This is a genomic window from Sulfitobacter sp. HI0040, from assembly GCF_001634885.1.
Classification (GTDB): Bacteria; Pseudomonadota; Alphaproteobacteria; order Rhodobacterales; family Rhodobacteraceae; genus Sulfitobacter.
This window is the reverse complement of the sequence record NZ_LWEX01000224.1, coordinates 1-19714: the sequence shown is the minus strand read 5'-3', so window position 1 is coordinate 19714 and position 19714 is coordinate 1. Positions and strand designations below refer to the sequence as shown.

The 19714-nt window shown below is 59.9% G+C and carries 19 protein-coding genes, 1 tRNA gene and 1 pseudogene; 8 read left to right on the top strand and 13 right to left on the bottom strand.

Annotated elements, in window-relative coordinates; translation table 11 throughout:
• Positions 1–13 precede the first annotated feature (13 nt).
• The 11 genes from A3728_RS12575 to rpmH form a co-directional block, all read right to left on the bottom strand.
• Entirely contained in the window at positions 14–487 is a 474-nt protein-coding gene (locus tag A3728_RS12575; RefSeq protein WP_236628146.1) for a SixA phosphatase family protein, read from the bottom strand.
• The gene (locus tag A3728_RS12570; RefSeq protein ID WP_067924117.1) at positions 484–1143 is read right to left on the bottom strand and encodes a ferredoxin; all 660 of its coding nucleotides are present in this window, start codon (positions 1141–1143) and stop codon (positions 484–486) included. Before A3728_RS12570 ends, A3728_RS12575 begins: the two co-directional genes overlap by 4 nt.
• Positions 1140–2003 carry an acetylglutamate kinase gene (argB, locus tag A3728_RS12565; protein ID WP_201722107.1) on the bottom strand — a complete coding sequence of 288 codons (864 nt, stop codon included), beginning with the start codon at positions 2001–2003 and terminating at the stop codon, positions 1140–1142. The genes A3728_RS12570 and argB overlap by 4 nt, the downstream gene beginning before the upstream one ends.
• A 31-nt stretch (positions 2004–2034) precedes the next feature.
• Positions 2035–2685, bottom strand: a complete 651-nt coding sequence (yihA, locus tag A3728_RS12560; RefSeq protein WP_067924112.1) for a ribosome biogenesis GTP-binding protein YihA/YsxC — start codon at positions 2683–2685, stop codon at positions 2035–2037.
• Positions 2685–3425, bottom strand: coding sequence for an MOSC domain-containing protein (locus A3728_RS12555; RefSeq protein ID WP_067924109.1), 741 nt, complete (start codon positions 3423–3425; stop codon positions 2685–2687). Before A3728_RS12555 ends, yihA begins: the two co-directional genes overlap by 1 nt.
• Entirely contained in the window at positions 3422–5254 is a 1833-nt protein-coding gene (gene yidC / locus A3728_RS12550) for a membrane protein insertase YidC (protein WP_067924107.1), read from the bottom strand. The genes A3728_RS12555 and yidC overlap by 4 nt, the downstream gene beginning before the upstream one ends.
• A 123-nt stretch (positions 5255–5377) precedes the next feature.
• Positions 5378–6928: a GGDEF domain-containing phosphodiesterase gene (locus tag A3728_RS12545; protein ID WP_067924105.1), complete on the bottom strand. Its 1551-nt coding sequence runs from the start codon at positions 6926–6928 to the stop codon at positions 5378–5380.
• Positions 6929–7035: 107 nt separating this feature from the next.
• Positions 7036–7866, bottom strand: a complete 831-nt coding sequence (gene ttcA / locus A3728_RS12540; RefSeq protein ID WP_067924102.1) for a tRNA 2-thiocytidine(32) synthetase TtcA — start codon at positions 7864–7866, stop codon at positions 7036–7038.
• A gap of 54 nt (positions 7867–7920) precedes the next feature.
• On the bottom strand, positions 7921–8142 hold the full coding sequence (gene yidD, locus A3728_RS12535; RefSeq protein WP_067924099.1) for a membrane protein insertion efficiency factor YidD: 222 nt from the start codon (positions 8140–8142) through the stop codon (positions 7921–7923).
• Positions 8139–8567: a ribonuclease P protein component gene (gene rnpA, locus A3728_RS12530; protein ID WP_067924096.1), complete on the bottom strand. Its 429-nt coding sequence runs from the start codon at positions 8565–8567 to the stop codon at positions 8139–8141. The genes yidD and rnpA overlap by 4 nt, the downstream gene beginning before the upstream one ends.
• Before the next feature lie 40 nt (positions 8568–8607).
• Positions 8608–8742, bottom strand: coding sequence for a 50S ribosomal protein L34 (gene rpmH / locus A3728_RS12525; protein WP_067924094.1), 135 nt, complete (start codon positions 8740–8742; stop codon positions 8608–8610).
• A gap of 290 nt (positions 8743–9032) precedes the next feature.
• Between rpmH and A3728_RS12520 the strand changes: the two genes are divergently transcribed.
• The 7 genes from A3728_RS12520 to tviB all read left to right on the top strand — a co-directional run bounded on the left by A3728_RS12520 (position 9033) and on the right by tviB (position 16820).
• A complete protein-coding gene (locus tag A3728_RS12520; RefSeq protein WP_067924091.1) occupies positions 9033–9767 on the top strand; it encodes a TVP38/TMEM64 family protein in 735 nt (244 codons plus the stop codon).
• 2 nt (positions 9768–9769) lie between these two features.
• Positions 9770–11188, top strand: coding sequence for a dihydrolipoyl dehydrogenase family protein (locus tag A3728_RS12515; RefSeq protein WP_067924088.1), 1419 nt, complete (start codon positions 9770–9772; stop codon positions 11186–11188).
• Positions 11189–11201: 13 nt separating this feature from the next.
• Positions 11202–12587: a sensor histidine kinase gene (locus A3728_RS12510; RefSeq protein WP_067924085.1), complete on the top strand. Its 1386-nt coding sequence runs from the start codon at positions 11202–11204 to the stop codon at positions 12585–12587.
• 102 nt (positions 12588–12689) lie between these two features.
• Positions 12690–12766, top strand: a tRNA-Arg gene (locus A3728_RS12505).
• A 167-nt stretch (positions 12767–12933) separates the two neighbouring features.
• Positions 12934–14283, top strand: coding sequence for a polysaccharide biosynthesis/export family protein (locus A3728_RS12500; protein WP_201722106.1), 1350 nt, complete (start codon positions 12934–12936; stop codon positions 14281–14283).
• 235 nt (positions 14284–14518) lie between these two features.
• Positions 14519–15535, top strand: coding sequence for an NAD-dependent epimerase/dehydratase family protein (locus A3728_RS12495; protein WP_201722105.1), 1017 nt, complete (start codon positions 14519–14521; stop codon positions 15533–15535).
• 7 nt (positions 15536–15542) lie between these two features.
• A complete protein-coding gene (gene tviB, locus A3728_RS12490) occupies positions 15543–16820 on the top strand; it encodes a Vi polysaccharide biosynthesis UDP-N-acetylglucosamine C-6 dehydrogenase TviB (RefSeq protein WP_067924081.1) in 1278 nt (425 codons plus the stop codon).
• 37 nt (positions 16821–16857) lie between these two features.
• Here the strand turns inward: tviB and A3728_RS12485 are convergent, their stop codons facing one another.
• Positions 16858–17640: a metallophosphoesterase family protein gene (locus A3728_RS12485; RefSeq protein ID WP_082850883.1), complete on the bottom strand. Its 783-nt coding sequence runs from the start codon at positions 17638–17640 to the stop codon at positions 16858–16860.
• A gap of 213 nt (positions 17641–17853) precedes the next feature.
• Here A3728_RS12485 and A3728_RS12475 point away from each other — a divergent pair.
• Positions 17854–18945 (top strand): annotated as a pseudogene (locus A3728_RS12475) (IS3 family transposase).
• Positions 18946–19500: 555 nt separating this feature from the next.
• Here the strand turns inward: A3728_RS12475 and A3728_RS12470 are convergent.
• A partial coding sequence (locus A3728_RS12470; protein ID WP_150120774.1) for a transposase occupies positions 19501–19714 on the bottom strand: 214 nt, incomplete at its 5' end.

The window sequence follows — 19714 nt, the reverse complement described above, 5'->3', positions numbered from 1 at the left end:
GCGCCTGTTCAATTCAGGTCGCGCGGGCTGGTATAGTCGTGCAGCTGACCGGTTCCCCAATCAATATTTCCCCAGTCTTCGACGTCGAAGTCGATAACGCTGGTTGCGCCGGGCGGATATTCCGCACCTCGTTCGCAACGGGCAACCACTGTGCGCAGGTGGCGCAGCCCGGGTTGTGTGCGACCATCAGCACCGCCTCGCCCTCTGCCTCGCGCAGCAGCTCCAGAATTTCCGGCGGCCCGGCGAGGTAGAGCGCGCGCAAATGCTCGACTGAATTTGTTTGCAGTTCCAGCAGCAGAAGCGTTTCGCGGGTGCGGCTCGCGTCGGAACAAAGGACGCGGTCCGGCAGATAGTCATGTTCCTTCATCCACTGCCCGAGCCGTTCCGCCCCAAGGCGGCCCCGGGCATTCAGAACCCGACTGTGATCGGTGCCGCTGCTGCCGCTCCAATCGGACTCCGCGTGCCGCATAAGGATCAGGCGTTTCATGGGCTACCTTTGATAAAATACTGCATATGATAGGCCGATTGCGCCGATAGCCGGCCCGCTGTCTTCGATACGGGGCAGGCCCGCCGCGCGAGGCATCCGTTTTCCCGACAATCCCGCCCTGCGTCGGACCGTATATATGCCTTGCAGGCTGCCACATCATATCCCTGGGGTGTCAAGGCACGGACGGGACAGGCAGTGGCGCAGGGCTGGCTTGCACAGGTGGCGCAGGGCGTGCTTTCCGGTGAGGGGAGGGGGATCCGTTCCGAAAGGGCCAGGGCACCACGAAATGACAGAAACAGCCCCGCACGATCATGGACGAGAAACCGGATCGGCGACACGTGGGCCCGGCCTGATTTTAACGCCCAGGAATAGAAGGGCAGGTAGGGCGGGCCACCGAAGGGAAAAAGCGCCTGTGCGCCGATCCTTTTTGCGCAGTCCCCCACCACACGCAGGGACCATCTGTCCATCGCGTCGGGCGCGTCGTCGCGATACTCAGGTGTCTGGATGAAATACGGCCAGAACCGAGGTTCATCCGGGCCGAGAAGCAAAAGCGTTTTGCAGCCCTCCGGGGTGCCGTCATCCGGCCCGGGGTGGAAGCCGCCGAGGATGCGCAGATACGCAGGGTCCAGCAGCGCTTCCAGCTCCGGCAGTGTCATCCTTTGCGGATGATGCTGCCTGCCCCGTGCTCGGTAAACAGTTCGAGAAGGCAGGCATTTGGCGCACGACCGTCGAGGATAACGGCAGCCCGCGCCCCGCCCTCCAGCGCATCGAGCGCAGTTTCGGTCTTGGGGATCATCCCGCCCGCAATCGTCCCATCGGCCACCATTTCGCGGATCTGCGCCGCGGTAAGCTCTGTCAGCACGTCCCCGGCAGCGTTCTTCACCCCGGCGACATCCGTCAGGAGCAGGAGGCGATCCGCCTTCAGGGCCGCGGCAATGGCCCCGGCGGCGGTATCGCCGTTGATGTTGAACGTCTCGCCCCCGCGGCCCATTCCCAAGGGGGCAATGACGGGAATGATCTCCTTTTCCGCAAGGTCGAGGAGAAGACGCGGGTTCACCTCTGTCGGGCGACCGACAAGGCCGAGCGCGGGGTCTTCCGCTTCGCAGATGATCAGCCCCGAATCCTTGCCCGATACCCCTACGGCACGCCCGCCCTGTTCGCTGATTGCCTGCACGATCTTGGCGTTTACCAGCCCGGAGAGGACCATTTCGACCACGTCCATTGTCGCCGCATCCGTCACGCGCTTGCCGTTCACGAATTCGGATTTGATATCCAACCGCTTGAGCATGTCATTGATCATCGGGCCACCGCCGTGGACGATCACGGGGTTCACACCAACCTGCCGCATCAGGGCGACGTCGCGGGCGAATTCATCCATCGCCTCATCGCTGCCCATGGCGTGACCGCCAAGTTTGATCACCACGGTCGCATCCGCATAGCGCTGCAGATAGGGTAGTGCCTGTGACAGGGTGCGGGCGGTGGCGATCCAATCGCGGTTCATGTCTTGCGTTCTCATCCTTTGACCCTTTGGTGGCGCGCTGCGCCAGCTATTCCAGAGCGGCGATGATGGCACGCATCGTGGGGATGCCCCAGCCCTTTTCCGACGAAGTCACAAGGATTTCGGGGTAGGCGGCGGGATGTCGCGATAGCGCGGCGCGCACCTGATCGAGCACCTTTTCCCGATCCTTTTCCTTCACCTTGTCCGCCTTTGTCAGAACAGCCTGGAACGTGACGGCGGAACTGTCGAGGAGGGACAGGATTTCCTCATCCACTTTCTTGATACCGTGGCGCGCATCGATGAGCACGAAGGCGCGGCGCAGGGTTTGACGACCCGAAAGGTATTGCCGCAAAAGACGCTGCCATTTTTCGACCACCGCCAGCGGCGCATTGGCGAAGCCATAGCCGGGAAGGTCGACAAGGTAGAGATCTTCGCCGGTCGCAAAGTAATTGATCTCTTGCGTGCGACCGGGGGTGTTCGACGCACGTGCCAGACCCTTGCGCCCTGTCAACGCATTGATGAGGCTGGATTTACCAACGTTCGAACGTCCGGCAAAGCAGACTTCGAGCCGATCGGGATCGGGCAGCCCGTCCATGGCGACAACGCCTTTGACGAATTCGGTGCCGCCCGCGAACAGCAGCCGACCGTCTTCGGCATCCTGAGGCTCCGGTTCATCGGCGAGGGGGAAGGGTAGGGCCATCAGGTCAGTTCCAGACTGTCGCCAACGCTTACCGTCCCGCTCTGGACGACACGCGCATAGATGCCGAAGTCACGATGGCCCATGGTCTGCAGCAGTTTGAGCGTATCCACATCGCGTTCGCCCGTACGGGGGTTCGCGGTGGTTGCGAGGCATCGTTCGATCCTTTCGGCGACCCGCAGAACGGCCCCGCCGATTTTCACATCCCGGTTGATCCATTCGAATTCCGCCCAAGGCGAAGCGCCTTCGAACCAAATGTTGCCACGCCAGCGTAGAGGCGAAAGAGCCTCCCCGGCGAGGTCTTCGACCTCCGCGTGAGAGGCTGTGTTGCACAGAGATACCGAGGGGAATTCCGTATCCGTGAATCCGCGCCGGTCCAGACGGAACACCCGGTGCGGCAGGGCGCGGTTCTGGGGCACGAGGGGGGCCACCCATTCCAGCAGGCGCGCGGCATCCCGCTCCGGATGGAGGGTGATTTCCGGCCTCTCGGGGTGGCGCAGCGTGATCTCTTCTGTCTTTTCATCCAGAACAGCGTCAATAGCCACAAGCTTCGGCGCCTTCGCCCCGATAGAGAAATTCTGGCAAGGTGCCCATTCCGAACCATCGGCGCGGGCGTGATCATGTGCGACCGCCCAGAGCCTGTCGAAGGGCATGGCCTGCCCTTCGGCGAGATATACGGTCTTGAGGTCCTCGCGCCCGTGACTTTTCAGCGGGTGGCGGAAAAGTCGGGAGACCTTCATCATTTCTTCGCATCCGGCTTCGACTTGCGGGCGAAACCACTTTTGATGTTGCCGAGCAGGTCAGGCTTATAGCCCTGACTGCGCATGATCAGGTACTGCTGGGTAAAGGTGATCGTGTTGTTCGCGATCCAGTAGACGACAAGCCCGCTGGCAAAACCGCCGAGCATGAACATGAAGACCCACGGCATCCAGGCAAAGATCATCTGCTGGGTCGGATCGGTGGGCGCCGGATTGAGCTTCTGCTGCAGCCACATGGAAATGCCCAGCAGAAGCGGCAGGATACCGATGAAGATGAGGGCGAGGATCGTGCCCGTTTCCGGCGCCGCAAAGGGAAGCAACCCATAGAGGTTGAAAATCGAAGTGGGGTCAGGCGCTGAAAGGTCCTGGAAGGGGCCAAAGAAGGGCGCATGCCGCAATTCGATGGTGACGAAGATCACCTTGTAGAGCGAGAAGAAGATCGGGATTTGCAACAGGATCGGCAGACAGCCCGCCGCGGGGTTCACCTTTTCCCGCTTGTAGAGCTCCATCATGCCTTGTTGCATCTTTTGCCGGTCGTCACCCGCTTCTTTCTTCAGCTTCTCCATCTGCGGCTGAAGTTCCTTCATCTTCGCCATGGAGACATAGGATTTATAGGCAAGCGGGAAGAGCAAGGCCTTGATCAGCAGCGTCAGGGCGATGATCGCGATACCCATGTTGCCGATAAGCTGGTTCAGCTCGTGCAGCACCCAGAAGATCGGCTTTGTCAGGAAGAAGAACCAGCCCCAGTCGATGCTGTCGATGAACTTGGTAACGCCCAGATCTTCGTAGTGGCGGAGGATTTCCCATTCCTTCGCACCGGCAAATAGCTGCGTGGTCACGGTTGCGGTCTGGCCGGCGGCGACTGTCTGCGTGGGCAGACGGGTGAAGGCATGGTAGATGTCCGACCGCGGGTTATAGGTGAGCGCCTGATCGACGCCCTGATTGTCCCCGGGGATAAGGACGGCCTGCCAGTAATGGTCGCTGAACCCGATCCACCCTTCCATGACGTTTTCACGTACGATGGCCTGGCGGCCCCATTTGGGATCGACTTCGGCTTCGGGAATTTCATCCCAATCGGTTTCCAGCAGCTCCCCATCGGCCATGGAAACGGCGCCTTCATGAAGAATGAAAAAGCTTTTCAGATCGCTCGGCACGCCGTGATGGGCCACCATGCCATAGGGGGCAAGGGACACGACCGTATCACTATCGTTCAGGACACTCTGCGTGATGGTGAACATGAAGCGGTCGTCAACGGAGATTGTCCGCCGGAACGTCAGACCGGCATCGTTTTGCCATTGGAGGGTGATGGGGGAATCCACGCCAAGGGTTTCCCCTTCGACCACTTCCCACAGGGTATCGAGACCGGGAACGGCTTCGGGGGGCAATCCGGCGCCGGCGGCCCAGCCCTGCATGGCATAATAGGCGTCTGGCGTGCCTGCGGGGGAGAGCATGGTAACGATGGGGGCGTCTTCGTCGATCGTCGTGCGGTAATCGTTCAAAGACAGATCATCGATCCGACCGCCGAGAAGGGAAATGGAACCGCTCAGCGCATCGGTGGCGATGGGCACGCGGGGCGCCTCCGCCAGTGTTTGCGCCGTCGTATCCGCCCCGACGGCAGCATCGCCCACGGTTACATCCGCGCTATCGGATGAAACAGCGGGGGGGACTGTTGCCGTTCCGGTGTCGGATTGTTCGACGGCGGCAGTTTCGGTGGGCGCCTGCGTTTCTGGAGGGGGGAAGACGACGAACCACACCAGTATCACGATGAAACTCAGGACAGTCGCGAGGATGAGATTCTTGTTCTGTTCGTCCATGGGACCGTTCCCTGCTGTCTCTGCGTATCAGCGTGGGTTCAACAGAGTGCCGGCCCAAAGGTCAAGCAGATTCAGGGTAGCGCCGCGTCGCCAACCGGCAGGGCGAGTGGGCATCGTAGCCCTTCAGCGTGATCTTCCTTCCATGATACGCGGAGTGTCCTCCAGCTTGGCATTGTGGCTGACGATCCAGTCGAGCGTCTCCTCGAACGGCATCGGGCGCGCGATGCCGTAGCCTTGTACATGATGGCAGCCGAGTTGGGCGAGAAGCACATGTTCCCCGACGCTTTCAACCCCCTCGGCCAGCGTTTCTACATTCAACCTCTCTGCCATGGTGAGTATCGCGGAGATCATACGCTGCTGTTCTGGATCGCGGTCTGCCTTCATAACGAAGGAGCGGTCGATCTTGATGCGGCTGACGGAAAATCTGCGGATCGAAGCGATGGAGGCATGGCCCGTGCCGAAATCGTCCAGATCGATACGACAGCCGAGTTCACCAAGTGCGATAACATTACGGGTGATCATGTCGTCCGGTTCCGAAGTGACGACCGTTTCGAGGATTTCGACCGAGAGTCTTTCGGGGGAAAGATCGAAGCGGTCGAGTTCCCATTCGATCTTGTTGATGAGCTGCGGATTCTTGAGTTCGGCGCCATCGAAGTTCACCCCCACCTGCGGGACCGATACGCCCGCGCTGTCCCATGCCTTTACCGCGGCGAAGGCGTGGTACATGACAACTTCGGCCAAACGTTCGAGCTTTCCTGCAGCCTCAACCACCGGGAGGAATTCTGCAGGAAGGATCAGGCCGCGTGTCGGGTGGCTCCACCTAGCGAGCGCCTCGAACCCGGAAATCAGCCCGGTATCGGTTGAGATCTGTGGCTGGAACCACGGCTTGATCTCTCCGCTCTCGAGCGCCTGTTCGACATCGTCGCGCAGCGCGCTGCGGATCTGTGTCTGGCGGCGCATGCTGTCCGAATATCCGCGCATGGCCGACGGACCCCGCGATACGGCCTCGGCGGCTGCGGTGGCGGCGGCGGCCAGCCAGGCGGCCCCATCGTCCCCCGGTGCACGGGCCAACTGGCAAAAGCCGACCGAAACGCTGACATATACCGATACACCATCAACGGAAACGGGAAGTTCCGCCACGGATTGCATCCGCCCCGCCATCTGTATGCAGCTTTCAAGATCGAGATAGCGCACCAGCGACAGGCAAACCGCAAGCTGCGAATCGGACAACGCACCGACCGTGTCGTCCGCGCGCATGGCGGCCAGCAACCGGTCGCCGATCTGTTCGCGTACCCTCAGCGCGGCAGCCGTACCATGGGTTGCGGTGATCTTTTCCAGATCTTCGATGGTCAGGACAAAGAGCGCCGATTGCCGGCCTGTTTGCGATGCCCGGGCATGTACCCGGTCCACCTGCCGGCCGAAGTGACCGCGCGATGCCAACCCCGCGTACCCATCGCTGCCTTCCGCCTCTTCTGCCGGTGTCCTACGGAAACCACCGGCCAGAAGATAGAGGATCGGCATGACACAGGATACGATGACGAGCGCGATTTCCCCGCCGAACCAGAAAGCGGACAGGGATATCGCGGGGACGAAGGCAAAGGCCGGGGGGCCGGTGAGGGTCTGCAGAACGATGGTGGCGAACTGCGCGCCTAGCGGGTTCCTTGCGGTGGACATCGACAGCTCCTTCCACGGGCGAAATGCCGCGTTTCCAGGGAAACCTAGCAAGGGGAGGATGGTCGCGGGTTAACGCTGACCCATCCCGGGGCGCAAAATGCCTAAAATTATTCGCAGTTCCGGGTGAGCGCAGCGAAGTCGAACAGCCCTGCGTCCAAGAGGTGGGAGGGCCGCGCGTTGGTCAAAGCCTTGAACATGACCTGCCGCCGCCCGGGCGAATTGCGTTCCCACCCATCGAGGATCGCCTTGACCTGCTGGCGCTGCAGCCCGTCCTGAGAGCCGCAAAGATCGCAGGGAATGATCGGATATCCCATGGCGGTGGAGAACTTTTCACAGTCGGCTTCGGCCACATGGGCGAGGGGCCGATAGACGAACAGATCGCCTTCCTCGTTCAGCAGCTTGGGCGGCATCGTCGCCAGCCGCCCCCCGTGAAACAGGTTCATGAAGAATGTTTCGAGGATATCGTCCCGGTGATGGCCCAGCACGACAGCGCTGCATCCTTCCTCGCGCGCGATCCGGTAAAGGTTCCCGCGCCGCAGCCGCGAACAGAGCGCACAGAAGGTCCGCCCCTCGGGCACCTTGTCCATGACGATGGAATAGGTGTCCTGATATTCGATCCGGTGGGGCACACCCATCCGTTCCAGAAAATCGGGCAGGACCGTGGCCGGAAAACCGGGTTGCCCCTGATCGAGGTTGCAGGCGAGGATCTCAACCGGCAAGAGACCGCGCCACTTAAGCTCATGCAAGACAGCCAGCAGGGTATAGCTGTCCTTGCCGCCCGACAGGCAGACAAGCCAGCGCGCGCCCGGTTCGATCATCCCGTAGCTTTCGATGGCTTCACGGGTCTGCCGAATGATTCGCTTGCGCAGCTTGCGGAACTCCGTGGTGCGGGGCGCGCCATGGAACAGGGGGTGAATATCGTCGGGATCGTCCAGCATGGAATGGGCTTATGCCATCGCTTCACGCCGTTCAAGCGTGGTCGAACGGACGGTTCAATCCGGCACTTCGTCGATGCCCGTCCCGCCCCACGGATGGCAGCGGCCCAAGCGGCGCAGTGTCAGGTATCCGCCGCGCAGACCGCCATGCCGTCGCAGCGCTTCGAGCGCGTAGGCGCTGCAGGTCGGATGGTAACGGCAGTTGTACCCGACCCACGGGCTGAGGATCAGCCGATAGGCTCGCACAGGCAACGCAAGGATATGGGCGAGCGGTGTCACGATTTTTCCCCGTGCAGGATGGCAAGCGCGCGGGCAAAGTCAGTTTGCAACTGGGTAAAGGGCAGCTCCGCGGTTGCGCCGCGCCGCCCGATCAGCACGTAATCCGCCCCCGGTTGCCCGAGCATCGGCAGTTGCAGCCGTGCCACTTCGCGCAGGCGACGCTTTGCCCGGTTTCGCGCCACGGCATTGCCGACCTTGCGCGAACAGGTGAAACCGACGCGCAGCGCATGGGGATGGGGGGCGGGCTCTTCGGGATTGCGCTGGCGCATCTGCAGGATGAAACCCGGCATGGCGACGCTGCGTGCCCGGGCCGCGCGCTGAAAATCCCGACGTTGCCGGATGGTGTGCAGACGCAAAGAAACCGCCGGGGGGTCTTCCCCCGCTTCGGCCAACTGGCCTGACTGGGGTGCCTCCGGCGGTATCATCGTTCTTTCCGTCGTGCCCGGGCGAAGAATGCCCGTTCTATCAGGCGCTCAGTTCCTTGCGGCCCTGACGGCGACGCGCGTTGATGATCTTGCGGCCGGCCTTCGTGGCCATGCGCGCGCGGAAACCATGGCGCCGCTTGCGCACGAGGTTCGAGGGTTGATAGGTGCGTTTCATCGCTCCGTCTCCACTTTTTGGGCCCGAACGCCGCGGAATCGTCGCGCCGGGTGCAATTCAGGCCCGTCCTCTACTGCCCCGTGCCACGCAAGTCAAACCCGTTGGCCGGTTTTTCGGCGCCGACTGCAACAATTCCCCGCATTGGGGCGCAAATTGTTTCAAGCGGGCGGCTTTACCGTCCAGATCAGGTACACATAGCATAGCTGCATCAAGGGAGCGTGAGAAGGCTGTCCTTTGCAGGGGGGAGGGTGCATCTGTAGTGAAGCCCGATATTTCGCAGAAAGCGCCAGATGCCCGATACGACCGATCCTGCGGAAAAATCCGCCTTCATGCATTATTTGCCGTTGATCGCGATCCTTATCGTTGCGGGAATCGGGGCCTTCACCCTGCGCGATTACCTCAGCTTTGAAACGTTGCGAAACAATCGGGAAGCCTTGTTGGCCTACAGGGACGACAATTTCGTGCTGACGGTGCTTTTGTTCCTGGCGGCCTATATTGTCATTGTGGGGTTTTCCCTGCCGGGGGCCACCATCGCCACGCTGACCGGGGGGTTCCTTTTCGGCACGTGGCTGGGCGTGGTGCTCAATGTTACCGGCGCCACACTGGGGGCGATCGTGATCTTTCTGGCCGCCCGGATGGGGCTGGGCGACAGGCTGAAGGCGCGAATGGATGCATCAGACGGGATGGTCAGCCGGATTCGCAAAGGGCTGGACGACAATCAATGGTCGATGCTGTTTTTCATCCGTCTTGTACCCATCGTCCCCTTTTTCGTCGCGAACCTCATCCCGGCACTGCTTGCGGTGCCGCTTTACCGGTTCGCGATTTCCACGGCGCTCGGGATCATTCCGGGCACTTTGGTGTTCACCTCCGTGGGCAGCGGGCTGGGACAGGTCTTTGCCCGGGGTGAAACGCCGGATCTCGGAATCATATTCGAGCCGCATATCTTGCTGCCGATCCTCGGTCTGGGGCTGCTGGCGCTCGTACCCGTCGTTTACAAGGCCCTGTCGGGTCGCAAGGAGACCTGAAAATGAACCGGATCAAGACCGATATCCTCGTGATCGGGGCGGGATCGGCGGGGCTTTCCGTGGCCGCCGGGGCAGTGCAAATGGGCGCCCGTGTCGTATTGCTCGAAGGGCACAAGATGGGGGGCGATTGCCTTAACTACGGTTGCGTGCCTTCGAAGGCGCTTATCGCCACGGGAAAGGCTGCTCATGCCCAACGCACCTCTGATCAGTACGGTGTCGCCGCGGCGGAGGGCAAAGTGGATTATGCAGCCGCAAAGGACCATGTGGCCCGGGTGATCGAGCAGATCGCCCCCGTGGACAGTCAGGAACGGTTTGAGGGGCTGGGCGTAGAGGTCATTCGCGAATACGGGCGTTTCATTTCCGACCAAGAAGTGCAGGCAGGCGAAACAGTGATCGAGGCGCGGCGGATCGTGATCGCCACGGGCTCTTCGCCGATGGTGCCGCCGATCGACGGGTTGCAGGACGTGCCTTTCGAGACCAACGAGACGCTTTTCGATCTGCGGGAAAAGCCCCGGCATCTGTTGATCGTGGGGGGTGGCCCCATCGGGATGGAAATGGCGCAGGCCCATATCCGGATGGGCTGCGAGGTGACCGTGATCGAAGGGGATCGCGCGCTGGGAAAGGACGACCCCGAAACCGCTGCCGTCGTTCTGCGCGTCCTGAAGGACGAAGGCGTCGTGATCGAGGAAAACGCCAAGGCGGCACGCATCAGCGGCACCGCCGGCGACATCAAGGTCGAAGCCGAAGACGGGCGGGTCTTCACCGGTTCCCACCTCTTGATGGCGGTAGGGCGCAAGAACAACACCGAGAAGCTCGATCTCGACAAGGCCGGGATCGAGGCGGAGAACGGCAGCGTGAAGGTCGACGCTTCCATGCGCACCTCCAACCGCCGCGTCTATGCGATCGGGGACGTTGCGGGCGGTATGCAGTTTACCCATGTCGCGGGCTACCACGCCGGGGTCATTATCCGGTCGCTGTTATTCGCGATACCGTCCAAGGCCAAGACGGCGCATATCCCATGGGTCACCTATACCGCCCCGGAAATTGCGCAGGTCGGCGCGACCGAGCAAGAGGCCCGGGAAAAGCATGGCGACAGGCTGGAAGTCGTGCGTTTCCACTACAACGAAAACGATCGCGCCATTGCCGAGCGGCAGACCACCGGGTTGATCAAGGTAATGGTCGTGAAGGGAAAACCCGTGGGAGCGTCCATCGCCGGGCATCTCGCCGGGGAGCTTATCGGGCTTTGGGCATTGGCACTGGCAAATAACCTGAAGATGAGTCAGATTGCAGGCATGGTTGCACCCTATCCGACCTATGGAGAGATCAACAAGCGTGCAGCGGGCGCCTATTTCAGCCCACGCCTGTTCGATAGCAAGCTTGTGAAAACCGTGGTCTCGCTCGTCCAGAGGCTCGTGCCGTAATCGTGTGAGCGCGATGTTCAATTCCCTTTCCGGCCGGCTTCTGGTTCTGACGACAGTATTCGTGATGCTGGCCGAGGTTATGATCTTCGTGCCATCGATCGCACGATTCCGCGAAGACTACATGTTGAACAGGTTGGAACGGGCACAGATCGCCTCGCTCACCCTGCTGGCGGAGGATATGATCGAACCTGAACTTGAAGAGGAGCTTTTGCGCAATGCAGAGGTCTTCAACGTCGTTCTGCGCAGGGATGAAGTGCGCCAACTCGTTCTGTCGTCGCCCATGCCGCGTGCCATCAGCGCCACCTATGACCTTCGGGATGCCCGTGCGGCCACGCTGATTCGCGATGCGCTGCGCAGGCTCGTCAACCCGCGCGAAGAGGTGGTGCGGGTCATTGGTGCCCCCGTCCGCGAAGCGGGCCTGCTGATCGAGATCACGATGGAGACAGCCCCGATGCGGGCCGCGATGATCGACTACGGCATGCGTATCCTTGCCCTTTCCGCCGTCATCTCCGCCGTGACGGCAGTCTTGCTGTTCTTTGCGATGCGGGCCTTGCTGTTGAAGCCCATCGCCCGTGTGGTGACGCAAATGCAGAACTATGCAGCCGCGCCAGAAGACGCGCGACGCATTATCAAACCCTCCGCCAGCGTTACCGAACTGCGGGAGGCCGAAGAGGCGCTGAACAAGCTGGAAACGGAATTGACGCAAGCTCTGCGACAGAAGGAACGCCTTGCGCAATTGGGTCGCGCCGTCAGCAAGATCAGCCATGATCTGCGAAATATCCTGACCTCGGCCCAATTATTCACCGACCGGATCGAGGCCTCTGAGGACCCGACGGTAAAGCGCATGGCGCCGAAGCTCGTGGCTTCCATCACCCGCGCAGTCCACCTGTGCGAATCCACACTGGCCTTCGGACGGGCGGAAGAGCCGGGGCCTACGCTCAACGTGGTCCCCTTGATGGGAATCGTCGAGGACGTGATGGAGGGCGAACGCCTCGCGGTGGGGGATTATCCGCTCACGCTCACCACAAAGATCGATCCTGCAATGATGATCCGGGCCGATCCGGAGCAGATGTTTCGGGTTCTGTCGAACCTCGTACGGAATGCGCGGCAGGCGATCATGGCCACCGGTGAACCCGGCGAAGTCGTCCTGTCGGCGGAGGAAGACCGCCATGCTTGGCGGGTAGAGGTCTCGGATACCGGGCCCGGATTGCCCAAGAAGGCGAAGGATCATTTGTTCAAGCCGTTTCAGGGCGGGGCGCGCAAGGGGGGCAGTGGCCTTGGCCTCGTGATCGCAGCGGAACTTGTTCGCGGCCACGGCGGGGAGTTGACGCTGCGGGAAACGGGGCCTGCGGGAACCCTCTTTCGGATCGAGTTGCCGAAAGGGGACGGCACCTTCTGACCCGGTGGAAAAGGCTGGCGAAACGCAATTCAGCCGAAGTGCGATTGAAGTGCGATTACAGGGTTGCATTGCCTCGCTGCGCCCACTAAACCGCCCGTCAGTGGACCGATAGCTCAGCTGGATAGAGTACTTGACTACGAATCAAGGGGTCGGGGGTTCGAATCCTCCTCGGTCCGCCACTTTGCCCCATATTTAGTCATTTTTCGAACCTCGTTCAGTATCGCGTGCCCTCCGGGGCACGATCGCGACACTCAGGAAGTTTTGTGCGAATTGAGGATTGGGACCTTGAATTGGCGCGCCCTATCCCCGAAAAGTCTTTGAGTTGTTCTGCCTGCGCGAGGTCTCGATGTATAAACTATCAAGTGCGATTGCATTCGTTCTGACTCTTGCAGGATGCAGCGCGATATATGTTTCCCCGCAGGTGGACGAACGGGATGGCAAGGTTCGGGTGATCCCGCTCAATGCCGAAACCGTGCTGATCGCAAACCGTGCCTCTTATAACCCGCGCCAGATACCGGCGGTGTTCTTCCAGAATGCCGGAAGCGGTGGCGGCGTTCGGGGCGCAGGTGCGCCGCCCCCTGCTTCTCTGGGGCCCGAGCGGCGGCCTGCCGCCTTGGCGACGCGCATTCCGACGAACGTGAATCCCGGCCCCTATCGGATCGGCGTCGGTGATGTGCTCTTGCTCGCGACGAAGTCGCCGGCGAGCACTGTAGAAGAACTCAGCGGTTTACTCGCTGCCCAGAACAGCCGCCAAGGCTACACCGTGCAGGATGACGGTGCGATTGCCGTTCCGGATGTTGGCCGGGTGATGATGGCGGGCCTCACCCTTGAAGAAGCCGAGGCGCAGCTGTTCCAGAGCCTCGTTCAGAACCAGATCGATCCGACGTTCAGCCTGGAGATTGCCGAGTTCAATTCGAAGCGCGTTTCCATCGGCGGAGCGGTCGCGCAGCCCACCGTGGCCCCGATCACGCTGACGCCGCTATTTCTCGACGAAGCGCTCGCCGCTTCAGGCGGGATCAGCGCAGGCGACCTCGACTTCGCATCCATCCGTATTTACCGCGACGGAACACTTTACCAGATCCCGCTTGAAGAATACCTGAGTCGGCCCGAGCTTCAGAAGCTCCGTCTGGTGGATGGGGACAGCGTTTTCGTGGATACGGAATACGACCTCGAAAAAGCACAAGCCTATTTCGCAGAACAGATTGCGCTTGCTCAGTTCCGCCAGCAAAGCAGGGTTCAGGCATTGAACGAATTGAACGCTGAGGTGTCGCTGCGTCGCGAAGCACTGAGCGAGGCGCGTTCGACGTTCAGGGATCGTCTTGAGTTCGATGCGGTGGATCGTGATTATGTCTACCTGACCGGGGAAGTCACAGCGCCGGGTCGCTTCGTGATGCCCTTCGGGCGCCAGGCCAGCTTGGCCGATGCGCTTTATGATGGTGAGGGGTTCTCGACCCAGACCGGCAACCCCGGCCAAATCTATGTGCTGCGCGGATCGTCCAATCCCGCAGAAATGGGCGCGGTGACGGCATGGCATCTCGATGCCGAGAATGCAGCCAATCTGACGCTGGCCACGCAAATGAAACTGCAGCCGAACGACATCGTCTTCATCGCAGAGCAGCCCATTACGGTCTGGAACCGCGCGTTCCAGCAGATATTTCCGACTGTGATTTCGACTGGTACAGCCCTGACAAGATAACGGTTCGACCTGTTGTTCAGGGCCGCGCGTACATCGATTTTGCAACTCGCCCGGGTGGTGGCTGTTTATCGCAGACTTATACGGTAAATTTCGCCAATTGTATTTTACCGATCGTTAACGGGTTCATGAAACCGTCGAATTGAGTAAAGTTGTCTAATCGCGGAGTTGCCTCCCCGCCTGACGACTTTCGTTTGCGAAAGGTATTGAACACGTGCCCGATGATCGAAGAACGAGGTTGCGTGTTCTTGTAACCGGCTCCGCTGGTTTTATCGGATATCATCTGTCCCGATTGCTTCTGTCTGAGGGCCACGATGTCTTGGGCATCGACGCGATGACCGATTACTACGATGTCACCCTCAAGGAAGAGCGGCACGCGATGTTGTTCGCGTTGTCCGGGTTTCGTGCCGAAAATACGCGTCTGGAGAACGCCGAAGAGGTTCGGCGTCTGACAGTGGATTTCAATCCTGACGTAATCGTGCATCTCGCGGCGCAGGCCGGTGTCCGCTATAGTCTTGAGAATCCGCGCGCCTATCTCGACAGCAATATCACGGGCACTTTCAACGTAATGGAAGCTGCGCGGGAAGCGTCGGTGCGGCATCTCCTCATGGCATCCACGAGTTCTGTCTATGGTGCCAACAGCGAGATGCCATTCGATGAATGCCAGAAGGCTGACACCCCGTTGACCTTCTATGCCGCGACCAAGAAAGCGAATGAGGCGATGGCCCATTCCTATGCGCACCTCTGGTCCCTGCCGACGACGATGTTCCGTTTCTTTACCGTCTACGGGCCATGGGGACGCCCGGATATGGCCCTCTTCAAGTTTACGAAAGGTATCCTCGAAGGGACGCCGATCGATATCTACAACCACGGTGAAATGTTCCGCGACTTCACCTATGTCGAAGACCTCGTTTGTGGCATCCGCCTCTTGATGGATGCTGTCCCCATCCGGCCCAATGCGCAGTCGGATATTCCGGAAGGCGACAGCCTGTCGCCGGTAGCGCCCTTTCGCATCGTGAATATCGGCAATTCACAAAAGGTCCGGCTGCTCGATTTTATCGAAGCGATCGAAGACGAATTGGGGAAAAAGGCCCTCCGCAATTACATGGAAATGCAGACGGGTGATGTCCCCGCGACTTGGGCGAATGCGGATTTGCTGCACAAGTTGACCGGTTATCAGCCGCGAACGGATATTCGCGACGGGGTGAAGGCCTTTGTCGACTGGTACCGCGAATACCATGAAAAACGGGGATAAGCCGCCCATGTTTTCAATAGAAGAGAGCCGGATCGGAATTATCGGACTTGGCTACGTCGGCCTGCCCCTTGCCGTGGAGTTTGGCAAGCAATTCGATACGCTCGGTTTTGACATTGACCCGGTTCGGATAAATGACCTGCGCGGTGGAGTTGACCGGACCATGGAAACGACCGCTAAGGACCTTGCCGAAGCGGACCGGTTAACCTTTACCGAAGACCCAAAAGCGCTCCGGGCGTGTAACGTCTTTGTCGTTACAGTTCCGACACCGATTGATCGCCATAAGCAGCCCGATCTGGAACCACTGAGGCGCGCTTCCGAAGCAGTCGCCGAAGTCATCGATCATGGAAACGTCGTCATCTTCGAAAGCACCGTCTACCCCGGTGCGACTGAAGAAATATGCGTGCCGATCATAGAGGCTCAGTCTGGTCTGACCTATAACGAGGACTTTTTCATAGGCTACAGCCCTGAGCGTATCAATCCGGGGGACAAGGAACATCGCCTGCCGACAATCCGCAAGGTGACGTCGGGCTCCACCCCGGAAGCGGGTCTTTTCATTGACAGTCTCTACCGCCGTATCATCAGCGCAGGCACCCACCTTGCCCCGTCGATCAAGGTCGCGGAGGCGGCGAAGGTTATCGAGAACACACAACGAGACGTGAACATAGCGCTTGTGAACGAACTGGCGCTGATCTTCGACCGGCTGGGCATAGATACGCTCGATGTTCTAGAGGCAGCCGGCACGAAATGGAATTTTTTGCCGTTCAGACCGGGGCTGGTAGGGGGGCACTGTATCGGCGTCGATCCCTACTACCTTACCCACAAGGCGCAGGCCGTGGGGTATCATCCGGAGGTTATACTTTCCGGTCGTCGACTGAACGACGGCATGGGCAGCTATGCGGCACTGCAGACCGTGAAGGGGCTCTTGAAGCGACGCATACAGGTCGACGGGGCACGGGTTCTGATCCTCGGGCTGGCATTCAAGGAAAATTGCCCTGATCTCAGGAACACGAGGGTGGTCGATGTAATTTTCGAACTGCAGGGATTCGGCGTTGAAGTAGACGTGCACGACCCATGGGTAGATCGGGAACAGGCCATGCTTCAGTATGGCCTTTCGATGACAGATACTCCTGAGAGCGGCCTCTACGATGCCATCCTGCTGGCCGTGCCGCACGAATTGTTCGTCAAAGGCGGTGCAGGTAAAATACGCGCCTTTGGCAAGCCATCGCATATCTTTTATGATTTGAAGTCCGTCTTTCCGAAGGACGACAGCGATATGCGCCTCTGACCCGCTCCGGTGGGTGAGGCCGGGCTTTCGGAGATCGCTATTTCGTTTGAAGAAACTCGCAGCCGCCCTGACGGATAGCGGCCACGGTCAAGGTTTCTGTCCGGTAGGCGCCCGTGTCCACCGCGATACGGCTTGAATGGCAATGCGCCTGTTTCATGATCGTATGCCCATGCGCGACCCAGAATTCATCTTCCCGTGGTCGGGTCAGAAACTCCCGATGGCCCCAGAGCAAGACTTTATCCGATTGATCCTCAGGCGAGAGGTCCGGGTCCAGTGCAGCATGGGTTACGATCACATTTCCGCTCCGATAGGTCAGGGGAAGCGCACGAAGCCACTTCATAAGACCCTCAGGCATGGCAGCGGCCATCGCATCCCCCGCTTCCATCATGTCTTCTGCGTCGGACTTTGGGTGCAGACCTTCGATACCGTAGCTGTCGAGCGTTTCCGAACCGCCGTTGATCAGCCACCGCCCGCCGCGTTCTGCCGGGTCGTCCACAAACTCCAGCAGCATGCTTTCATGGTTCCCCTTGAGGCAAATGATACGGTCGGGATCGCTTTGCTGCATGCTGTAGAGCGTAGCAAGAACCTTCGACGATTCCGGCCCGCGGTCGATGTAATCACCGACAAAGACGGTCTTGGCTGACCCGCTGCCGGCATCTCTATGCCCTTCGATCAGATTCAACGCTTGACGAAGCAAATCGGCGCGACCGTGGATGTCGCCTACCACGTAAAGCGGAGCTTCGGGTGCCAATGCCTCCGCACCGGGGCCTTGAATCCGATTTTCCCATGTACCGAACAGTCCCTTCAATTTTCCAAACATACCTTAATCCTTCGCCGGTGCGACCGGGTAGGATGATATTTCGTTTTTTCGGGGGAAAGTCCAAGATAAAAGGGAATGATTTGGTCCGTTGTTTCTGGAAAGGCCCGACTGCGGCACCGTTTTTGACTGGGTGCAGGACGCGCCAGGTGACCTCAGGCCCGTATCCTCCTCCAGTTTGAGGTAGAGTCCGTCCCAACGAAGGAGACGGACAGAATGAAGAGATCAAGGTTCAGCGAAGAGCGGATCATCGCGATCCTGAAGCAGCAGGAGAGTGGCGTGGCGACGGCGGAGGTTTGCCGGGAGCACGGGATCAGCTCGGCCACGTTTTACAAGTGGAAGGCGAAGTTCGGCGGGCTTGAAGTGTCGGATGCCCGGAAGTTGAAAGCGCTTGAGGACGAGAACACGAAGCTGTTGGCCGAACAGATGCTGGACAACGCCATGTTGCAAGACATTGCATCAAAAAAATGGTGACGCCCCCGGCCAGGCGGGAAGCCGTGGCGCACCTCTGCGAAGCGCATCAGGTGAGCCAGCTGCGGGCGTGTTCTGTTCTAAGCGTTGATCGGTCGAGCGTGCGATATCGCAGTTTGCGGCCGGACGATGCCGATCTGCGCAAAGCGATGAACGCCGTGGCAGCGGAGCTTCGTCTGTTCGGCTACCGGCGTGTAAACGTGATGCTGGAACGGCAGGGCTGGCAGGTGAATCAGAAGAAGCTGAGGCGGCTCTATCGCGAAGAGAAGCTACAGGTGCGCAAACGCGGCGGTCGGAAGCGGGCTCTCGGCACGCGAAGACCGATGCTGGCCCCCGGAGCGTTCTAACGAACGTTGGAGCTCGGACTTCGTGTCGGACGCCTTCACCGACGGGCGCAGGTTCCGGGTGCTGGCCATCTTTGATGATTTCAGCCGCGAATGCCTCGCCCTCGTCGCGGACACGTCGCTCTCCGGTCTGCGAGTCACACGAGAACTGTCGGCGATCGTCGTGCAACGCGGCCGGCCCGGGACCATTGTCAGCGACAACGGCACGGAACTGATCAATATGGCGGTGCTCAGATGGTGCCAGGAGACCCGGATCGAGTGGCACTACATCGCGCCGGGGAAACCAATGCAGAACGCCTTCGTCGATTCGTTCAACGGCAGCTTCCGGGACGAACTCTTGAACGAAACCCTCTTCTCATCCCTGGCGGAGGCCCGCGAGAAGATCGGCGCATGGAAGGAGGACTACAACCGAAACAGACCCCACTCATCCCTCGGCAATCTCACGCCGCAGGAATTTCCCATGAAATCGAAACTGGAAAACAAGGCCGCATGAGGCCAGAAATCAACCGACGGATTCTCCCAAAAGCTGGAGGGAATTCTGGTCTCAGGTCACGGCTTAGCCTCAACCACAAGTGCCGCAAACATCGGATCGTCAGCCGTCTCGGCGGGTAAAGCCAGCGCACCGGCCCTTGAGAACCTCAATCCTGCCCGCGTAGCCACTCGTCGAGCCCTCCAAAAAGACGTCCACTTTGCCGTCCTATCCTGCCCCACATCGGCAGCAGGACTCGCACAGCCAGCTTCAAAGCGGCAGGAGGGATCGGCGTAGCAACTATAACGAAGTCAGATCCCACAACGTGATCGGATGCAAGGTCCCGATCACCATGCATTATCCTGATGGCGCAGTCAGCCGTCATCGTGAAAGAGTGGAAAAAAAATCAGTTTCCGGCGGTCAAATGTTGGGTAGCAGTGCACGGTGAAAAACGCATAAGGTTATCATCACAGCTGCTGCACGAAAGCCTGTTACAATCGCAAACGCCTTTACCAAATCAGGTGAACCGTGCTGTTTGTAAACTGCCTGAGAAATATTGTTGCTAGTTAGGGTCAGGACTCATAGCCAGTAAATGACGAGGGCGGCCAGGGCGATAGCTGACAGGAAGACCTTCGGGCATCTGTCGTATCGGGTTGCCACCCGCCGCCAGTCCTTCAACCTTCCAAACATGACCTCGATCCGATTGCGACGTTTGTAGCGGCGCCTGTCGTACTTGACGGTTTTCTTGCGCTGGGTTCGGCCGGGGATGCATGCGCGTATCCCTCTGTCTTTC

Excerpts from the sequence above, each read along its gene's own strand:
- A3728_RS12575 (WP_236628146.1), bottom strand. The coding sequence starts at position 487 with ATGAAACGCCTGATCCTTATGCGGCACGCGGAGTCCGATTGGAGCGGC.
- A3728_RS12570 (WP_067924117.1), bottom strand. The coding sequence starts at position 1,143 with ATGACACTGCCGGAGCTGGAAGCGCTGCTGGACCCTGCGTATCTGCGC.
- argB (WP_201722107.1), bottom strand. The coding sequence starts at position 2,003 with ATGAGAACGCAAGACATGAACCGCGATTGGATCGCCACCGCCCGCACC.
- yihA (WP_067924112.1), bottom strand. The coding sequence starts at position 2,685 with ATGGCCCTACCCTTCCCCCTCGCCGATGAACCGGAGCCTCAGGATGCC.
- A3728_RS12555 (WP_067924109.1), bottom strand. The coding sequence starts at position 3,425 with ATGATGAAGGTCTCCCGACTTTTCCGCCACCCGCTGAAAAGTCACGGG.
- yidC (WP_067924107.1), bottom strand. The coding sequence starts at position 5,254 with ATGGACGAACAGAACAAGAATCTCATCCTCGCGACTGTCCTGAGTTTC.
- A3728_RS12545 (WP_067924105.1), bottom strand. The coding sequence starts at position 6,928 with ATGTCCACCGCAAGGAACCCGCTAGGCGCGCAGTTCGCCACCATCGTT.
- ttcA (WP_067924102.1), bottom strand. The coding sequence starts at position 7,866 with ATGCTGGACGATCCCGACGATATTCACCCCCTGTTCCATGGCGCGCCC.
- rnpA (WP_067924096.1), bottom strand. The coding sequence starts at position 8,567 with ATGATACCGCCGGAGGCACCCCAGTCAGGCCAGTTGGCCGAAGCGGGG.
- rpmH (WP_067924094.1), bottom strand. The coding sequence starts at position 8,742 with ATGAAACGCACCTATCAACCCTCGAACCTCGTGCGCAAGCGGCGCCAT.
- A3728_RS12520 (WP_067924091.1), top strand. The coding sequence starts at position 9,033 with ATGCCCGATACGACCGATCCTGCGGAAAAATCCGCCTTCATGCATTAT.
- A3728_RS12515 (WP_067924088.1), top strand. The coding sequence starts at position 9,770 with ATGAACCGGATCAAGACCGATATCCTCGTGATCGGGGCGGGATCGGCG.
- A3728_RS12510 (WP_067924085.1), top strand. The coding sequence starts at position 11,202 with ATGTTCAATTCCCTTTCCGGCCGGCTTCTGGTTCTGACGACAGTATTC.
- A3728_RS12500 (WP_201722106.1), top strand. The coding sequence starts at position 12,934 with ATGTATAAACTATCAAGTGCGATTGCATTCGTTCTGACTCTTGCAGGA.
- tviB (WP_067924081.1), top strand. The coding sequence starts at position 15,543 with ATGTTTTCAATAGAAGAGAGCCGGATCGGAATTATCGGACTTGGCTAC.
- A3728_RS12485 (WP_082850883.1), bottom strand. The coding sequence starts at position 17,640 with ATGTTTGGAAAATTGAAGGGACTGTTCGGTACATGGGAAAATCGGATT.